The 17659-nt window shown below is 46.5% G+C and carries 19 protein-coding genes; 8 read left to right on the plus strand and 11 right to left on the minus strand.

Annotation, left to right across the window (positions count from 1 at the left end; translation table 11 throughout):
* Positions 1 to 325: 325 nt before the first annotated feature.
* The 7 genes from glyS to asd form a co-directional block, all read right to left on the minus strand.
* Complete coding sequence (gene glyS / locus B0181_RS05970) at positions 326 to 2416, minus strand: glycine--tRNA ligase subunit beta (protein WP_078276629.1); 2091 nt, start codon at positions 2414 to 2416, stop codon at positions 326 to 328.
* Positions 2417 to 2495: 79 nt separating this feature from the next.
* The gene (locus B0181_RS05975; protein WP_245953245.1) at positions 2496 to 3044 is read right to left on the minus strand and encodes an acetyltransferase; all 549 of its coding nucleotides are present in this window, start codon (positions 3042 to 3044) and stop codon (positions 2496 to 2498) included.
* Complete coding sequence (locus B0181_RS05980; protein WP_078276601.1) at positions 3041 to 3223, minus strand: hypothetical protein; 183 nt, start codon at positions 3221 to 3223, stop codon at positions 3041 to 3043. Before B0181_RS05980 ends, B0181_RS05975 begins: the two co-directional genes overlap by 4 nt.
* Before the next feature lie 2 nt (positions 3224 to 3225).
* Positions 3226 to 4197 carry a glycine--tRNA ligase subunit alpha gene (gene glyQ / locus B0181_RS05985; RefSeq protein ID WP_078276602.1) on the minus strand — a complete coding sequence of 324 codons (972 nt, stop codon included), beginning with the start codon at positions 4195 to 4197 and terminating at the stop codon, positions 3226 to 3228.
* A 151-nt stretch (positions 4198 to 4348) separates the two neighbouring features.
* Complete coding sequence (locus B0181_RS05990; RefSeq protein WP_078276603.1) at positions 4349 to 4591, minus strand: PspC domain-containing protein; 243 nt, start codon at positions 4589 to 4591, stop codon at positions 4349 to 4351.
* Between the two features lie 307 nt (positions 4592 to 4898).
* On the minus strand, positions 4899 to 5531 hold the full coding sequence (locus B0181_RS05995; RefSeq protein WP_078276631.1) for an FMN-binding negative transcriptional regulator: 633 nt from the start codon (positions 5529 to 5531) through the stop codon (positions 4899 to 4901).
* Positions 5532 to 5620: 89 nt separating this feature from the next.
* A complete protein-coding gene (asd, locus tag B0181_RS06000) occupies positions 5621 to 6451 on the minus strand; it encodes an archaetidylserine decarboxylase (protein ID WP_078276604.1) in 831 nt (276 codons plus the stop codon).
* 238 nt (positions 6452 to 6689) lie between these two features.
* Between asd and B0181_RS06005 the strand changes: the two genes are divergently transcribed.
* Both B0181_RS06005 and dtd read left to right on the plus strand, forming a co-directional pair.
* The gene (locus B0181_RS06005; RefSeq protein ID WP_078276605.1) at positions 6690 to 7178 is read left to right on the plus strand and encodes a PACE efflux transporter; all 489 of its coding nucleotides are present in this window, start codon (positions 6690 to 6692) and stop codon (positions 7176 to 7178) included.
* 58 nt (positions 7179 to 7236) lie between these two features.
* Positions 7237 to 7689: a D-aminoacyl-tRNA deacylase gene (dtd, locus tag B0181_RS06010; protein WP_078276606.1), complete on the plus strand. Its 453-nt coding sequence runs from the start codon at positions 7237 to 7239 to the stop codon at positions 7687 to 7689.
* A 191-nt stretch (positions 7690 to 7880) separates the two neighbouring features.
* Here the strand turns inward: dtd and ygfZ are convergent, their stop codons facing one another.
* Positions 7881 to 8588: a CAF17-like 4Fe-4S cluster assembly/insertion protein YgfZ gene (ygfZ, locus tag B0181_RS06015; protein ID WP_078276607.1), complete on the minus strand. Its 708-nt coding sequence runs from the start codon at positions 8586 to 8588 to the stop codon at positions 7881 to 7883.
* A 129-nt stretch (positions 8589 to 8717) separates the two neighbouring features.
* Between ygfZ and B0181_RS06020 the strand changes: the two genes are divergently transcribed.
* From B0181_RS06020 to hemL, 3 genes are all read left to right on the plus strand, one after another.
* Positions 8718 to 9059, plus strand: coding sequence for a zinc ribbon domain-containing protein YjdM (locus tag B0181_RS06020; protein ID WP_078276608.1), 342 nt, complete (start codon positions 8718 to 8720; stop codon positions 9057 to 9059).
* Complete coding sequence (locus B0181_RS06025; protein ID WP_078276609.1) at positions 9059 to 9406, plus strand: hypothetical protein; 348 nt, start codon at positions 9059 to 9061, stop codon at positions 9404 to 9406. Before B0181_RS06020 ends, B0181_RS06025 begins: the two co-directional genes overlap by 1 nt.
* A gap of 165 nt (positions 9407 to 9571) precedes the next feature.
* Complete coding sequence (gene hemL, locus B0181_RS06030; protein WP_078276610.1) at positions 9572 to 10858, plus strand: glutamate-1-semialdehyde 2,1-aminomutase; 1287 nt, start codon at positions 9572 to 9574, stop codon at positions 10856 to 10858.
* A 65-nt stretch (positions 10859 to 10923) separates the two neighbouring features.
* Here hemL and B0181_RS06035 read toward each other — a convergent pair whose 3' ends face one another.
* The 3 genes from B0181_RS06035 to B0181_RS06045 are packed head-to-tail and all read right to left on the minus strand — an operon-like array spanning position 10924 to position 13225.
* Entirely contained in the window at positions 10924 to 11958 is a 1035-nt protein-coding gene (locus tag B0181_RS06035; RefSeq protein ID WP_078276611.1) for a DNA-processing protein DprA, read from the minus strand.
* Positions 11959 to 11984: 26 nt separating this feature from the next.
* Positions 11985 to 12695, minus strand: coding sequence for an amidophosphoribosyltransferase (locus B0181_RS11895; RefSeq protein WP_133141475.1), 711 nt, complete (start codon positions 12693 to 12695; stop codon positions 11985 to 11987).
* Positions 12677 to 13225 carry a hypothetical protein gene (locus B0181_RS06045; RefSeq protein WP_143821578.1) on the minus strand — a complete coding sequence of 183 codons (549 nt, stop codon included), beginning with the start codon at positions 13223 to 13225 and terminating at the stop codon, positions 12677 to 12679. Before B0181_RS06045 ends, B0181_RS11895 begins: the two co-directional genes overlap by 19 nt.
* 212 nt (positions 13226 to 13437) lie before the next feature.
* Here B0181_RS06045 and B0181_RS06050 point away from each other — a divergent pair, with 212 nt between their 5' ends.
* From B0181_RS06050 to B0181_RS06060, 3 genes are all read left to right on the plus strand, one after another.
* The gene (locus tag B0181_RS06050; protein ID WP_078276614.1) at positions 13438 to 13839 is read left to right on the plus strand and encodes a helix-turn-helix domain-containing protein; all 402 of its coding nucleotides are present in this window, start codon (positions 13438 to 13440) and stop codon (positions 13837 to 13839) included.
* Between the two features lie 356 nt (positions 13840 to 14195).
* On the plus strand, positions 14196 to 16994 hold the full coding sequence (secA, locus tag B0181_RS06055) for a preprotein translocase subunit SecA (RefSeq protein ID WP_078276615.1): 2799 nt from the start codon (positions 14196 to 14198) through the stop codon (positions 16992 to 16994).
* A gap of 180 nt (positions 16995 to 17174) precedes the next feature.
* Positions 17175 to 17513, plus strand: coding sequence for a hypothetical protein (locus B0181_RS06060; protein ID WP_078276616.1), 339 nt, complete (start codon positions 17175 to 17177; stop codon positions 17511 to 17513).
* The last annotated feature ends 146 nt before the right edge of the window (positions 17514 to 17659 follow it).

The raw sequence follows: 17659 nt of genomic DNA on the forward strand, positions 1-17659 counted from the left end.
TCTAGTACAGCCCCTAAAATTTTATTTGCACGCAAATTTTCCCTTAAAAAGATAAAACCACAAACCTTGCGATTTGTGGTTTTGGTTCCCTAACATTCCTTGGGCTCTCCCTTCGTCATTCCATTGTGCAGCGACTTCCCTAGTGGCGTATCCATTTGCCTATCTCTTGCTGCTTGGGTGTATTATGCCAAGATTATACGGGCAAAAACAGTCGCCAATGACGGCAGTTTGTGTAAGTTTTTGCTTACAAATGCGCCTTGCTAAGCAGGTTTTCATTAAAAAGCCCCATCGTGCGACAGGGCTTGGCTTGGTGATGATTGGCAGATTAGCCTTGCAACTCGCCAATGTCCGCCACGCTCAAAAACAGCGCGCGCACTTGGGCAAGCAGCGCTAGGCGATTGGCTTTGAGCGCTGCGTCATCGGCATTAACCATGACGTTATCAAAAAAGTCGGTCAAAGGCGCCGCCAAAGCACTCAGCGCGCTAAGCACGCCTTGATAATCGGCTTGTTTTTGTAAAGGTGCGACCGTCTGCTTGGCGGTTTGCACGGCTTCGTAAAGCGATTTTTCTGCCGCTTCGGCAAGTAAGTTTTCGCTCACATCATCGCCCACACTGTCCGCTTTGGCAAGGATATTGGCAACGCGTTTGTTATTTTCCGCCAAAATTTGCGCTTGTGGTGCGGCACGAAACGCCTGCACGGCACGCACACGCTCATCAAAATCAAGCGGTTGCGCTGGATTGACGGCTTGCACTGCCACGATGCTGTCCACCGCCACGCCTTGTTCGGTGTACATTGCGCGGTAGCGAGAATTGATGAACTCACGTACTTGGGCGAGCGTGTCGCTTGGGTTTGCGATTTTATCGCCATAGCTTGTCAGTGCTTCTTGGAGCAGCTCATCAATGCCAAGTGGCAATTTATTTTCAATCAAAATACGCAGCACGCCAATGCTCGCGCGGCGCAGACTGAACGGGTCTTTTGAGCCGCTTGGCGCTTGCCCAATGCCAAAAATCCCCACCAGCGTATCCACACGGTCAGCAATCGCCAAAGCCGTACCAATCGGTGTGGCGGGCAGGACATCACCACTAAATTTCGGCAAATATTGCTCAAAAATGGCGTCCGCCACGCAAGCCTTTTCGCCTGATTTGTGGGCATAATAAGTGCCAGCGATGCCTTGTAATTCTGGGAATTCGCCCACCATCGTGGTCGCCAAATCCGCCTTGGCAAGTAGGCTTGCTCGCACGGCGTCATCGGCTGACACCGCTTGCCACGCTGCACGATTGGCAAATTCTGTGGCTTGCAGGCGTGTGGTGATGAAGGCGGCAAGTTTAGCGATACGCTCAGATTTATCCCAAATCGTGCCTAGTTTTTCTTGGAAAACTCGGGTTTTTAGCGTGTCGGCAAAGGCTTGTAGCGGCTGTTTTTGGTCTTGTAAGAAGAAAAATTCTGCGTCTGCTAGGCGTGGACGCACCACTTTTTCGTTGCCTGCGATGACTTGGGCTTTGTCCTTGCTGTCAATGTTTGACACAAAGATGAAGTTTGGCAGCAGTTTGCCGTCTTTGTCCGTCAAGCAAAAATACTTTTGGTCGGCTTGCATGGTGCTGATGAGCGCTTCTTGGGGTACTGCCAAAAATTTATCTTCAAAGCCTGCTTTTAGTGCCACAGGATAATCCACCAGTGCGGTTACTTCGTCCAGCAAATCGCTTGGCATGATGGGCGTTGCACCATCGGCTAGGGCGTGTACTTGCTCGGTGATGCTTTGCTGGCGTGCGTCAAAATCGGCAATCACATAGGCAGATTTTAGTAAGGTTTCATAGTCGTCTGCGTGCGTGATGGTGATGGCTTCTGGCGCATGAAAGCGGTGTCCCAGCGTTTGATTGCCTGTGGTTTTGCCTTGAATGACGGCAGGAATGACGGCAGCGTCCGCCATCAGCACCACCCATTTGACAGGGCGCACAAATTCGTCTTTGCTTGCGCCAGAACGCATACGCTTGGCGATGGGCAGATTGTCTAGGGCTTTTTGAAAGACGTTTGGCAGCAGTTCGCTGACGGCTTGACCTTTAATGTCTACTTCATAACCAATGTAGTCGCCTTTATCGGTGCTGATGGTGATAAGCTCGCTCACCGCCACGCCAAGCCCTTGGGCGAAGCCTTGCGCTGCTTTGGTTGGGTTGCCGTCTGCGTCAAAGCACGCCTTGATGGCAGGGCCGCGCTTTTGCTCGCGGCGGTCGGCTTGTTTTTCGTCAATGCCTGTGATGTGCAGTGCCAGACGGCGTGGCGCGGCAAAGGCTTGGATTTTTTCGTAGCCAATACCCAGTGCAGCAAGCTCGTTTTTGACGCTGTCGGTCAGGCTGTCTCGCAAAGTTTTTAGATTTTTTGGCGGAAATTCTTCGGTGCCAAGTTCGAATAGAATGTTCATGGTATCTCTTTGGTTTGGTTTAAATGCAATGGTTTGGGCTGTGCGGCACATGGTTTTTGGTGGTTTGCCAATTTGCCAATCACAACACACGATATAAAGTTTTCATTTGACCATCATCAATGACAGTCAGCTGCTTAAAGCCGTAACGCTCGTACAAATGCAGCAGTTTTTCAATGGGCTGACATTCTAAAATCATCGCTCTGCCGCCAATGAGTTTTTGCGCCCTTAATAATACTTTGTCAATGTGGCGTAAAATGTCCGACAGATTGACAGGGTTATTATCAATTAGGCTATTTTTGCCAATTTGCCCAATAAGAAAAACTCTGATGTGGCGTGCGTGCTTACTGATGCCGTCCAGTTGCTTGACTTCGGATTTGCTCATTTTTTCAATGTTTAAATCCACTTCCTTAAACGACAAAGAAAAATACGCTAAAATTTCGCCCAAATCAGACAGTATTAAATGGGTTTTGGCGTTGTTGCTTTCTTCAAAGCGCAGGGCTTTTTGATGTAAAAATTTTTCTACATCGGTATTTTTGGGACAAGCAAAGCCTTTTAGAAAATTGTGCGTTTGCTCTTTGTCATGCCCATAATTTTCATACAATTCTTGTAATGAAATTACGGTCGTCATGACTTGCCCATTTTTTGTTTCAACAAAGCCAGCAGTTTGTGTTTTTGTTTAATTTCGTCTTGCGTCGGCTCAATTTGTAAGGTCGGCTTTTGTTTGGCACGCTCCAAATCTCCCAAAAACTGCTCAATCGCCTTTGGGTCAGAGACGACAAAACGCTTATCAAATGACGCAGTACTCATACTTACCCCTTGCTGTTTTGATTGTCATCGTCCTTATCCAGCCACTTTGCCAATGCATCCGCCTTGTGTGCTTCGTCCGCCAGCGGAAAGCCAAGTTTGGCGCGCGCTTTGGTGTAGCTGGTCGCCACTTTTTTGGCAAGATTACGCACACGCAAAATAAATCTTTGGCGCTCAGTTACGCTAATCGCCCCGCGCGCGTCCAGAAGGTTGAAAGTGTGGCTTGCTTTTAGCACCATTTCATAGGCAGGCAGCGGCAAGGCTACATCCACCAGTTTGTCCGCTTCGCTTTCATAAAAGTCAAACAGCTCAAACAGCTTGTCCACATTGGCATGCTCAAAGTTATAAGTAGACTGCTCTACTTCGTTTTGGTGGAACACGTCGCCATAGGTTACACGTCCAAATTCACCGTCCGCCCACACAAGGTCGTACACGCTGTCCACGCCTTGAATGTACATGGCAAGACGCTCAAGCCCATAAGTAATCTCGCCTGTAACTGGGAAGCACTCAATGCCGCCAACCTGCTGAAAATAGGTAAACTGTGTTACTTCCATGCCGTTTAGCCACACTTCCCAGCCCAGACCCCATGCACCCAGCGTTGGGCTTTCCCAGTTGTCTTCCACAAAGCGCACATCGTGGGTCAAAAGGTCAATGCCGATGGCTTCAAGCGAGCCTAGATACAGCTCTTGAATATTGTCAGGGTTGGGTTTTAGCACCACTTGGAATTGATAATAATGCTGCAAGCGGTTTGGGTTATCGCCATAACGCCCATCGGTCGGGCGGCGAGACGGCTGCACATAGGCGGCATTCCAACGCTCAGGGGTCAAAGCGCGCAAAAAAGTCGCCGTGTGAAACGTGCCTGCACCCACTTCCATGTCATAAGGCTGCAAAATCACGCAGCCTTGTTTTGCCCAGTAGGCTTGCAAGGTTAGGATAAGTTCTTGAAAAGTAAGGGGTTTTTTATTTTGGGTTGTCATAACGTTGTCCGTTGGTAATCAATGAAAGAAAATTGGCTTATTTTATCATGTTGTTGGGCATTTATCACCCAAAAATCATGATGAAAAAACCAAAAACGCCCAAAATGTTTTGAGCGTTTGGCGAAAGTTTTAAAAATGTAAAATTGGTGCGTCATTGTACGTCAATCACACGGTACGTTTCGTTGGCGTAAGAATCGGCGGTGGCGTTTGGCATGAGCAGCCACAGCACCAAATAAATCAACACGCCCGGCACGGCTGCGCTGGCACTTGAGATGATGACAAACAAAAGACGCACCATCGTAGGCGACCAGCCGTAATATTCGGCAATGCCGCCCATCACGCCAGCGATCATGCGGCGGTTTTGTGAGCGGTGCAACTTAATTAATTTTGCCATGATGTTTCTCCCAACGTTTGGTTGTCCGATTTGTGAATTGCTTAAATTTAGCCTGTGCGAGTTGGTTTTCTGTGCAAGCTGGCTTGGCGGTTGTTTGGCAATTTGCGCTGACTAAAAACCGTCAAAGTCAATTTTCACCGCCACACCTTAGATATGCTGGCGATTTGGGCGGATTACAAGCACGCTTTTGTGGTGGTTTTGTTAATAAATCCGCTTGTAAATCATTCATAAATCCAGTGATGAAAATAAACTTAAAATCATCATTATTTAAGTTTTTATTTATAATCATTGCAAGTTTGGCGTTGAGCTAGGTTTGGTTTTTATACGCTTTTTGCACCGCTTCGGCAAGTTTGACATTGCCGCTGTCTTGCAGTCCTGCCACCGTGCCAGCCAAGTCTTCAGGCTCACGGTTTTGGCTTAATTTAAACTTAGCGACAATCTCATCAATCTTGATGCTCAGCCCAACGATACCGCCAATTTCTTCATCAAGATAGTCTCTGGGCGCATCTTTCATTTTCCAAGGTGTAGGCTGCGTGGCTTCATGAATGTTTGTCAGCGTACCGACAGCACGCATCAAGCCTTTGATGTCATTGAAAATTTTGGCAGTGCCACGCAGATGAACCGTCTGGTAATTCCATGTTGGCACATGGCGGTGGTGGATTTGTTTGCTCGGGTACCAGTTGGGCGAGACATAGCCGTCCGCGCCTTGAAAAATCACCAAAACGCGCGCACCATCTATGTAATTTGCCAAAGGATTAGCTTTGGCAAAATGGGCAATCAGCGTCCATTGGTCGTCATTTTCTAGCAAATAAAACGGCAAATGGTCGGCTTGCGGTGCGCCATTTTCGTCCAGCGAGATGAGCGTACCCAGCGAATAATTATTTAGAATTTCTTTAATATTGTCTTTGTCGTTTTCAGCAAAAATCTCTGGCGTGTACATGATGCTTGCCCTTTTTTGTGGCAGTGGGTTAGATTTTTCACAAAATTTATTGGTTTGCTGGCTAAATTTACGCAATTTACGCCAAATTCTTACGCCAGCTCGCCCAATTTTTCACCCATGACGACCGTCTTGCCATGCACGCAGCCGTCCAGCCACGCCGTGCCTGCCGATTTTGGCAATACGATGATGGTGGTAGAGCCCAGATAAAAACGCCCCAGTTCATCGCCTTTTTTAAGCGGCAAATCATGCGTGCGGTGTTGAATATAAGGCGTGCGCTTGATGTCGCCTGTCGCCACGCACGAAATGCCAGCGACAATCATCGCGCCCACCAGCACCACGCACGCCTTGCCAAATGCGGTGTCAAACACGCACACCAAGCGTTCATTGCGCGCGAACAAATCTGGCACGTGCGTGGCGGTGGTGTTATTCACCGAAAACAGCGTACCCGGCACATAATGCGTGGCAACAAGCGTGCCATCAAACGGCATATGTACACGGTGATAATTGGTCGGCGCAAGGTAAATCGTGGCAAATGTGCCATCGGTGAATTCCTTGCCCAGCTCAAAATCCGCCAGCAACTGCCCTACGTCATATTCACGCCCTTTGGCTTGCAGGATTTGCTCGCTGTGGATTTGCCCGATTTGGCTGATGGTGCCGTCCGCTGGGCAGACGATGGCGTTTGGCGCAGCGTCAATGGTGCGCTGTCCGTCTTTGAGTTCGCGCGTGAAAAAGTCGTTAAAACTGGTGTAATCGTCCAGATTTGCACGCGCGTACTCGTCCAAGCGGATGTTGTAGGCTTTGGCGAAGGTGTGGATAAACGCCTTTTTGATGTAAGGATTTTCGCTTTTGGCGAGCTGACCTGCAAGCTCAGATAAGGCTTGTTGTGGGACGAGATTTTGTAACGTGGTGAATAGATTCATGGTGATTTTGGGTTAATTTTTAAGTGAATTTTTAAGTAAGCGTTAAACGATAAAATGCAAAAACGCTAAAAAGGAAATTTATGACGATATTTTACAGCATATTGGCAAATAAAGGGTATAATTAGCGTTTGTTTTTTGCAACGTCTTTTTTGTTGGCAATTTAAACCAAAGCAAAATAAGCCAAACCAAGACAAACCAAGTTAAAACAAACCAAGTTAAATCAAGAACAAAATCAGTCATGTCAAATAATCCACCAATTTCCAACGTGTCAAACGCAAATTCAGAAGCCAACTTGGCAGATACCAATCCACTTAGCATCAAAGAGCGCATCGTGCATACGCTGCTGTTTGAAGTGGGGGCGGTGATTTTATCCGTTGTCGTGATTAAGCTGTTCGGCAGTCATGATACAGGGGCGGCGACTGGCGTGTCGGTGCTGATGGCGACAATGGCGATGGTGTGGAATTTGGTGTTTAATTACGGTTTTGACAAGGTGTTCACAGGCGACAGGCTAAAGCGTGGCGTGGGCGTGCGCCTACTTCATGTGGTGCTGTTTGAAGGCGGTTTGGTGCTGTTTACCGTGCCTGTGATTGCGTGGATTTTGCAGGTGTCTTTGTGGCAGGCGCTGATGATGGATATTGGCATTACGCTTGTGATTACGGTGTATGCGTTTTTGTATAATTGGGCGTTTGATTATGTGCGAGATCGACTGATTCGCAAGCGAGTATGAGCTTGGTGGATAATTTTTGGACAAAAGTTATGGTAATTAAGATGGCAAAAGGTGAGCGATGAGAGCGTTAATTCAGCGAGTGAAATCGGCAAATGTGGTGGTTGATGGTGCAGTCATCGGTGCGATTGATAATGGCGTGCTGGCGTATATTGGCATTGGCAAGGACGACGATGTGGCGCACGCAAAAAAGCTTGTGGATAAGATTTTAAGTTATCGTATTTTTGAAAATACCACCGATGCGGACAAACTTGGCAAGCTGGATAAATCGGTGCAAGACGTGGGCGGTGGCTTGCTTTTGGTGTCGCAGTTTACGTTGATGGCAAAGACCGATAAGGGCAGACGCCCTGATTTTGCGCCTGCCATGCCGCCAGCTGATGCGGGGCGTTTGTTTGATGAGTTGGTTAATTATGCCAAGACGCAGCACGCACTTGTACAGACGGGCGAATTTGGCGCAAACATGGCGGTAACGGCAGTCAATGATGGGCCGATTAACTTTTTGCTGGAAGTGTGAGCTGTCAGAAGTGTAAGTTATTAAAAATCTTGGCGAATAAAAACGGATAATTTAAACCATAAGTCAAATTTTAAATGCAAATTTTTAATAAAAATTGACGCTTGAAAATGTGGGTCTAAATTATCCGTATCGGTATTTTGTCAATCAGTTTTAAGATAAAATCATTTGATAAATCAAGAGTTTATCATTCATCAGATGCTGCGTGCCACATCGCCCGTCAAGCCATCAGGCAATGCCAGCACTTGACCGACAGCCGCCACTTGCTCAGGCGCACCAATCACCAGCGCATCAAAGCCGTCCGCCGTCATCACGCCATTGACGATTTGCACTTTGTCTATTTTATCGCCAAAATTGGCAGCGGCTGGCAGCAGCACTCGGTGCAGATAGGCTTTTGGGCTTGCCTTAAAATACAGCCGCGCGATGATTTCTTGACCCAGATAGCAGCCTTTATCGTAGTCCACGCCGCCACGCTGGTGCAGGCGCAACTCTTGGGGCTGAAATAATCCTTGCGTGTCGCTTGTAATCCATACGTTGCCGCAGGCGATGCTTGCCTTTGCCCATGCGTCAAAATCGGCAAGCGCACCATCATCGCTAAAACTTGGCGTGTCGCCCACCAGCACAGGGTAGCTCGGTGCAGCGTCAGACAGCGTAAATTTAGAAAATGCGCCGTACTTTTTGATGTGTGCCACCAGATTTTGCACCGTGTCTGCCGTGGTGATGAGCGCAAAATCATCGCCCGTTTTGCCCGCCCACAAACCAAACTGCACGCGGCCTTTTAAATCGGCAATCGCACAGGGTGTAAGCGTTTCGGTGAGTTTGTCTACATTGACGGTGAGCTGACCTTGCAAAAACTTGCCAGCGTCTTTGCCTGTCAAGATAAGTTTGGAAAATTGGCTCATGGTGTTTCTCGTTTTGGGTTGAAAATTGCCACATTGTCCGCTTTATTATAGCATTTTTAAACAAATGCAAGTGCAAAAATGCTATAATGACGCTTATTTTGTTTGTTTTTAGATTTTTAGGAAATTATCATGACTTATCCTGCCTGCCCAAGCTGCAACGAAAATTACACCTATGCCGATGGCGATTTGCTGATTTGTCCAATGTGCGCCCACGAATGGTCAGCGTCTGGCGACAGCAGCGATGACGTGGCGGTGATTAAAGATGCGGTGGGTAACGTGCTAAACGATGGCGACAGCGTAACGGTCATCAAGGATTTAAAAGTCAAAGGTTCGTCCACGCCGATTAAAGTTGGCACAAAGGTTAAATCCATTCGCTTGATTCATGACGCACCAGACGATCACGACATTGATTGTAAGATTGATGGTTTTGGGGCGATGAAGCTAAAATCCAGCGTGGTGAAAAAGGCATAATGCGCTGCACTGTTCTTAAAAAGCACCAAAATATCGGTATTTTTAAGACCATCGCCGCTGGCACTCGCCTGACAAACATCAAGCCATGCCCCAGCTATGAGCATTGGTACAGCGCCGATGTGGGCGGCTTGCAGATGTTTGTTTATGGTGGATTTTTGGCAAATGATGTGCTGACGGTGGATTATAACCCAACCGAGCTTGATGTGGACTGCGGCGATGTGGTGGAGCTGCTTGGCATTTATGGTGCTTGGGCGTGGGTGCGCATGAGTGCGCCCATGCACAAAGATAGCGTGCAGGCAGGCGAGATGGGCTGGCTGCCGTGCGCCATTTTGCACAGTGCTGTTTAGCAAGTTGGCTTAAAAGTTGGCTTTCTTTAAAAAACGGAGTTTAAAAAAGCATGACAAGCCGCAGATTGGATTACATGAATAAAATTCAGCCAATCCAATCAGCCTAAACAGCCGCCCAAAACTTACTTTTACTAACTTAATTTTGCTGTCAATGAGAGATAAAAAATGACCCAAACTGCCGACCAAATCTTATTTGAAAAAGCCAAACGCCACATTCCGGGGGGCGTAAATTCACCTGTGCGTGCCTTTGCAGGCGTGGGTGGTACGCCTGTGTTTATCAGCCGTGCCAGCGGTGCGTATATGTACGACACCGATGGGCGTGCGTACATTGATTATGTGGGTTCTTGGGGGCCGATGATTTTGGGACACGGACACCCAAAAGTGATTGACGCGGTCAAGGCGGCAGCGGACGATGGCTTGTCATTTGGTGCGCCTACGCCATTTGAAACCACGATGGCAGACATCATCGCTGACATCGTGCCAAGCATTGAGCTGGTGCGCATGGTGAGCAGCGGCACAGAAGCCACGATGAGCGCCATTCGTCTGGCGCGCGGCTATACTGGGCGTGATAAGATTGTCAAGTTTGAAGGCTGCTATCACGGACACAGCGACAGCCTTTTGGTGAAGGCTGGCTCTGGTATGCTGGACATTGGCGAGCCGACTTCAAAAGGCGTGCCTGCGGATTTTGCCAAGCACACGCTGACTTTGCCGTACAATGACGTGGACGCACTGACGGCGGCTTTTGAGAAATTTGGCGATGAATTGGCGTGCGTGATTGTTGAGCCGATTGCCGGCAACATGAACATGGTCATTCCAAGCCAAGATTTTCACGACACCTTGCGTGCGCTTTGTGATAAGCATGGTGTGGTGCTGATTTTTGATGAAGTGATGACGGGCTTTCGTGTGGGGCTTGGTGGTGCGCAAAAGCACTTTAACATCACGCCTGATTTGACGACTTTTGGTAAAATCATCGGCGCAGGTTTGCCAGTTGGGGCGTTTGGCGGCAAGCGTGAAATTATGGAGTGTATCGCACCTTTGGGCGGTGTGTACCAAGCAGGCACGCTTTCTGGCAACCCTTTGGCGATGCGTGCGGGCAAGGCGATGTTTGATGAGCTGACTAAAGATGGCTTTTATGATGCGCTGAGCGATAAAACCGCCAAGCTGGTAAACGGGCTGCAAGCACTTGCCGACAAGCACGGCGTAGATTTTGCAAGCTGTCATGTGGGCGGTATGTTTGGCATTTATTTTAACAAAACCTTGCCGCAAAACTTTGCCGAAGTGAGCAAATGCGACAGCCAAAAATTCGCCAAATTTTTCCACGAAATGCTAAAACGTGGCGTGTATCTTGCGCCATCGGCATTTGAAGCGGCGTTTATGTCCATCGCCCACACCGATGAAGACATTGAAAAGACGCTGGCAGCAGCGGACGAGGCATTCGCTGCGTTGGTATAGCTTTAAAAAATAAATTTATAAAAAATTACCCTGTGTATATTAAGTGTGCAGGGTAATTTTTATACCTAAAATAACGTTTGTGCTATGGCGGTACTGCTTTTTTGTTTTGATTTTGATAGGGATATTGATTCTAATAATTGCATAATGTCGGGCTGAGGGTTGTCAGGATTGATGATGGTCGTTGGCGTCTTTTTATTGCCCATAATTTGACGATTGAGGTCAAATTTTGGGTTGTTGTTATACTTTGGGTGGTAAATGACTGCTCTAGGAATGCCATAGGCTTCTGCTTTTTCCATGGCATGGCGTGAACCACTGTCGATTTTTTTGCTATTTGGATCTACGCTTTGCTGTGTGTAGCTGGCTGTCAAAACTACCGCGTCGCTAAACATTGCTTGCAATCTGTCTCGTGCCACATATCGACTACTTTGCTCCATGACGCTACTTGCTTCTTCGTAATATTCTGTGATAAGCAGACAGCCGTTTTCAACCATGTATTGTGCAATATTATGACACTCTTTTGGGATAATCTTTGCGAGTGTACAAGGTAGAATGCCAACAGTTGCGCCTGCGGTATGTCCATGTAATTTTTTTGTTGTGATTAAGGCTTGATGGTGCGCAATGCGGTCGCAGCCCAATGCAAGGCCGCTGACAATGGTGGCGTTATTACGCACAAGCGCATCTACAATCGTTCTTTCATCGTTTTCTATGGTGTAGTCATTTTCGTGACTAGATGGATTTAATAGACCAATCACTGCTACTGCAAGGTTGTCCGTATGCAGCAAAGACAAATCCCCCTTGTAAAATAAAGCAACAGGTCTGTCCGCGCCTGAAACATTGCCGCGATAATTTGGAAATTTCTCATCGCCTATCGCGACAAGACCATCGCAGTAATTGCTCATAGCTTCTAGTTTTTGTTCGATTTGTCTTTTTCGAGATTGAAAAATTTTTTCATTGACTAACTCTTTGGTTTTTTTGCTTAAAAGATCAACGATAACATCAAGGTCTTGTTTGTAATTGAGATGTTCAGCGATCCAGCTATTGCCAATATTTTTAAAAGTTTTGGCGGTTAAAATGTTAAGTGCGTGATCTGTGTATTTCATGGTGTGTTCTTAAAATATTTTTAAAGTTATTTGAAGGTATTGTGTTTAAATTGGTTGTATGCTTTCATGCGAGCGTTATTTGAACCGTTTTGGAGTTTATCAACGGTTTTGCCAATTGCAAAAAATGTAACACCAGTTGCGCCCATATCCAGCAAGGCTTGTATGCAATCTTCGTCAACATTCACAGACTTGGTGTAAATATCATCAATAAGCAAAATGTGCTTATGGCGAATGTCGGACGAAAAATGACAAGTGTTTTTGGTGATGCCTATGTAAGGCATATCGCCATCATTTTGATGGTTGGACTCAAAATAGCGGCTTTTTGATAAATGTGTAGTTTTGGTATTGGTGTGGCGCACAATATAATTGCAGCCGTCCAAAATTTGATAGCCGTGAGATTGTAGATTTGCTATCGTATCCCGAATGCACTGAGAAAATAGCAGTTGACTGCTATGATAATATGATAATGCCTTTGAGCGTGGCACGCAACATACAGCTATCGGAGAGCGTGTCCGTATCTGATTAAGTATGTATATCAGTTCGTTGTCAAGATTGTATTTAAGTTGTTTGCAAGCATTTTGTAGACACGCCAAATCAGCCGTTCTAAAGGTATTTTTTAAATGATTGATGTAATCAGGATTGTTGGGTTGATTATAGCTTGTATAATCACATCTGTGATAGGCGACCGTATAACTTTTGAGATATTCGTTTTGGGTGATTATAAATCTGTTGAGCATTGGATTTTCTCAATATTGTTTACTAGAAAAACATTTTTTAAAGTGGTTTTTTGAGCAGAGGCTTGTTGCAGCTCTACAATGTCGTCATCAAAAATAAAAATCGGGCGTTCGGTTTGAGGTATTGATAAAAAAGCATTGGGGTATTTGAAGTTGGTTTTGGGTATGTAAAGCGTTTGGCTAAATAAGGTTTCCAGCTTAAAATGCCTTAACAATAATTCGGCTCGTTGGGTATGACAGTGAGTTACCAAAATGATTTGGGTGTCAAATTCTACTAGTTGTTTAAATAGGGCGATGAGTGGTGTATTTGGCTGTGTTAAATGAACGTATTGGCTGAATAGCTTTTGTTTGGTAAATACAATCTTTTGGATTTGTTGTTCGGTGAGATGAGCAAAGTTTTGGCAGATAGAATCTTGGGTAAGTCTGCCATGGGCATGAACTGCCATGTCAGGAAATACAGACGCGATGGCATTGATGTAAGCAAGATTGTTGGCTAAATCGGTAAAAATCAGTGTGTTATCCAAATCTGACAAAATGACACTTGGCTGCTGATTGAGTTTTTGGTAAAGTTGGCAATACGAAATATCAGAAAACCGCAAAACAAATCCCTTTTTATTACTTGATATGGCATACATCAGCTGTCTTTGGGCATGATGTATGTTATAATTTAGCGGGGTGTTTAATCCAGTAAGCAAAAGTTGAATTATTAACCAAATATTTGAAAAATTAACCTTTTGGTGGTGTGATGAAAATTTATGAAACGGTTAGGACGATAAGGAATTTAAAGAAAATGACGCAGGAAGACGTTGCAGAAAAGCTGGATATTTCAGTCAATGCGTATTCAAAAATAGAGCGTGGCGACACACAGCTGAATTTTGAGCGACTAAATGAGCTGGCTGCCATATTTGACATGAATGTGATGGATTTGATTTTGTCGTCCGAAAAGGGATTTATTTGCTTGTTTAGCGAAAATAGCCAAAATAATTCCAATTACTATAGCGGCGGCGATGTTGCTTTGTCTCAAGAAATCCAAAAGCTACAAATGGTGATCGATTATCAAAATCAGTTATTAAGTCAATTACGAGGTGAGAATTCTATGTTGAAGGACATGATTGACTTGCTAAAAAGTCAAAATCCAGACAAATAGCGTTAGCATATAACAAAGGATTTGTAGGCATTCGCTGCGTTGGTATAAACGTCCAAATTTACGCATAAATCACGCCCTTCTTTTTAAAAACGCCAGATTTATGCACAAAAATAGGGGTTTTTGCCCAGCGCAACAAATCATCAACAAAAACAAGGTGAAATTTAAAGTTCACCTTGTTTTTATTTTGTTCAGAACCATATATAATAGCACTTTTAATTTCATTTTATTTTACGGTCTGGTTTGCTTGGCGTTTGTCTGAGCGAGATTTTGGCGTAATCCAAATCTTTTTGACCAATTTTTGACCAAAATAGTTCACCAAAATTAAACAACTGGCGTTTGCCATCATTGGAATTGGTATGTTAGCAAAACTCATCAGCAGTGTCATTGGCACAAAAAACGAACGTGAATTAAAGCGCATGCGCAAGCAGGTCGCCAAGATCAATGCGCTAGAGCCGACAGTAGAAGCGCTGTCTGATGATGAGCTGCGCCAAAAAACCCAAAGTTTTAAAGAGCGCCATCAAGCAGGCGAAAGTCTTGATAAGCTGCTGCCAGAAGCCTTTGCGGTGTGCCGTGAAGCGTCCAAGCGTGTCAATGGTATGCGCCATTATGACGTGCAGCTTATTGGCGGCATGACCTTGCACGAAGGTAAAATCGCCGAGATGAAAACAGGTGAGGGCAAGACCTTGATGGCGACCCTTGCCATTTATCTGAACGCCTTGAGCGGTAAAGGCGTGCACGTGGTAACGGTGAACGATTATTTGGCAGGGCGTGATGCTGAGCTGAACCGTCCGTTGTTTGCCTTTTTGGGCTTGACGGTGGGCGTGATTTACAGCCAGCAGCCGCCCCAAGAAAAGTTTGACGCATACCGCGCTGACATCACTTATGGCACGAACAACGAATACGGCTTTGACTATCTGCGTGATAACATGGTCTTTAGCATGGCGGAGAAAAAGCAGCGCCCGCTCAACTACTGTATCATTGACGAGATTGACAGTATTTTGATTGACGAAGCGCGCACGCCGCTCATCATTTCAGGTCAGGCCGAAGATTCTGCCGAGCTGTACGCACTCATTGACACCGTGATTCCACGCTTGGTGCGCTCAGAAGACGAAGAGAAAAATAAAGACAATTTGGACGGTGATTTTTGGATTGACGAGAAAAACCGCGCCATTGAAATCAGCGAAAAAGGCTACGAGAAAATCGAGCAATTTTTGGTGGAAGCAGGGCAACTTGGCGAAAATGAAAGCCTGTACAGCCCAGCACGCTTGCCGCTGCTGGCTCATGTACAAGCCGCCATTCGTGCGCACCACATTTTCACCAAAAACATTCATTACATCGTTCAAGATGGCGAGGTCATCATCGTGGACGAAAACACAGGCCGTACCATGCCGGGCAGACGCTGGAGCGAGGGCTTGCACCAAGCGGTAGAGGCCAAAGAAGGCGTGGAAATCAAACCTGAAAACCAAACGCAAGCGACCACCACTTTCCAAAACTATTTCCGCCTGTACGACAAGCTGTCTGGCATGACGGGTACTGCCGATACTGAAGCGGCAGAACTTAAATCTACCTATGATTTGGACGTGGTGATTATCCCAACGCACCGCCCAATCGCACGCCGTGATTTGAACGACCAAATTTATCTGACCAAACTTGGTAAATACAAAGGCATCATCAAAGAAATCAAAGAAATCACCGCCAAAGGTGCGCCTGTGCTTGTGGGTACGGCAACCATTGAAGCGTCTGAAGAGCTGTCTTATTTGCTTGACCAAGAAGGCATTGCCCATAACGTGCTAAACGCCAAGCAGCACGAGCGTGAAGCTGAAATCATCGCACAGGCAGGCAGACCAAAGGCAGTAACCATCGCCACCAACATGGCAGGTCGTGGTACGGACATCATTTTGGGCGGTAATTGGCAAGCGCAATATGACAATCTGGACGAGCTGTCAGACGAGCAAAAAGCCGCTGAGCAAGCCGAGTGGCAAAAGCGCAACGAAGCGGTAAAAGCGGCTGGCGGCCTGCACATCATCGGCTCAGAACGCCACGAATCACGCCGCATTGACAATCAGCTGCGTGGACGTGCAGGACGACAAGGCGACCCAGGGCAATCACGCTTTTTCTTATCATTAGAAGATGATTTGATGCGTATTTTTGCAGGCGAGCGCACGGTGAATATGTTCCGCGCGCTGGGTCTAAAAGAAGATGAAGCCATCGAGCATAAGATGGTGTCTCGCTCCATTGAAAATGCGCAAGGCAAGGTGGAAGCACGAGATTTTGATGCGCGTAAAAACTTGCTAAAATATGACGACGTGGCGAACGAGCAGCGCAAGGTAATTTATAGCCAGCGTGATGATTTGCTGGGGCAGGCGGATTTGCAAGACAGCATTAAAGCCATGCACACCGAAGTGTATAACGCACTGATTGACCAGTTTGTGCCGCGCGGTTCGGTGGATGATCAGTGGAACATTGATGGGCTGGAAGACGAGATTGAAGATGCGTTTCGTTATTATATGCCAATCAACGACTGGCTGGATGCAGACCGCCGCTTGGACGAAGATGGCTTGCGTGAAAAAATCGTTGCGGCAGCCATCGCACGCTATGAAGAGCGCCGTGCGCAGATGGGCGAGCAGTCGGCAGCGCAACTTGAGCGACATTTCATGCTGCAAAGTCTTGACCGCCACTGGAAAGAGCATTTGACGCAGATGGATCAGTTGCGCAAGGGCATTCATTTGCGCAGCTATGCCCAGAAAAATCCAGAGCAAGAATACAAGCGTGAGTCGTTTGAGCTGTTCCAATCCATGCTTGGAGCGATTAAATCAGACACGGTGCAGGATTTGGCGCGCGTTCATGTGCCAACGCCTGAAGAGCTTGCCGCACTAGAAGAAGAGCGCCGCTTGCGTGCTGAGCAAATGCGTATGCAGTTTGAACATCAAGAAATCGCCTTAGACGGCAGCCCATCAGACGACCCAGAATTGCAAAACACCGCACCACGCCGCCGTCCTGTGCAGCAAGTAACGGTGAGTTTGGGTGCTGCGCCAGTGGCTGCGCCTGCACCAAGCGATGAAGACGTGGTCATTCCTGAGCATATCAACCGCAACGCACCTTGTCCGTGTGGTTCAGGGCTAAAATACAAGCAATGCCATGGTAAGCTGTCTTGATTGATTTAAATTAAATGGTAAAACCGTCCGTCAAGTTGATGGGCGGTTTTTATGGCATAAAATCGTGGCAAATGCCATCAATTTGGTAAAAATTCGCACTTTTGGGGAGAATTTTTCTTACTTGATGAAATTTTATGCTATACTGAAAGCACGAATAAAACCTTTGGTTATGAGAAGATTATGAAAACTGTTTCGCGCTCTATTTTCCTTGACTCATTCACCGCTTGGCAAAAATCTGCGCTGGTTTGTGCTTTTGCTGTGCTGACTTTGAGTGCTTGTGGCAATAAAGAATCAGAAGTTCAAACGCCAGACCCAGTGGAAGAAGAAGCTGTGCCGATGTCTGCTGCGCCTGCTGATCCTGTGATTGAGCCGATTGAAGGTGAGCAAGCGCAGATGGAAATTGACGATGCGCTTGATGATTTTGATGGTGAAACAGCCGACAATGCCGATGACACTCAAGACGCAGAAGACGACAACGAAGCGGACGTGGTAGAATCGGTGGACGAAGACGCGCAGTAAATACTGAATTTATGGCGGCTTATAAGTGGCTAAATGGCTGAAAAGTCGTCATTTTGCCATGCTTTAAGTTGTGTATTTTGCTAAACATATCGCCAAACACAAACCGCCAAACGCACAAACAAAAAAGCCGTACTTGATTGTACGGC

The organism is Moraxella caviae, from assembly GCF_002014985.1.
Taxonomy (GTDB): Bacteria; Pseudomonadota; Gammaproteobacteria; order Pseudomonadales; family Moraxellaceae; genus Moraxella; species Moraxella caviae.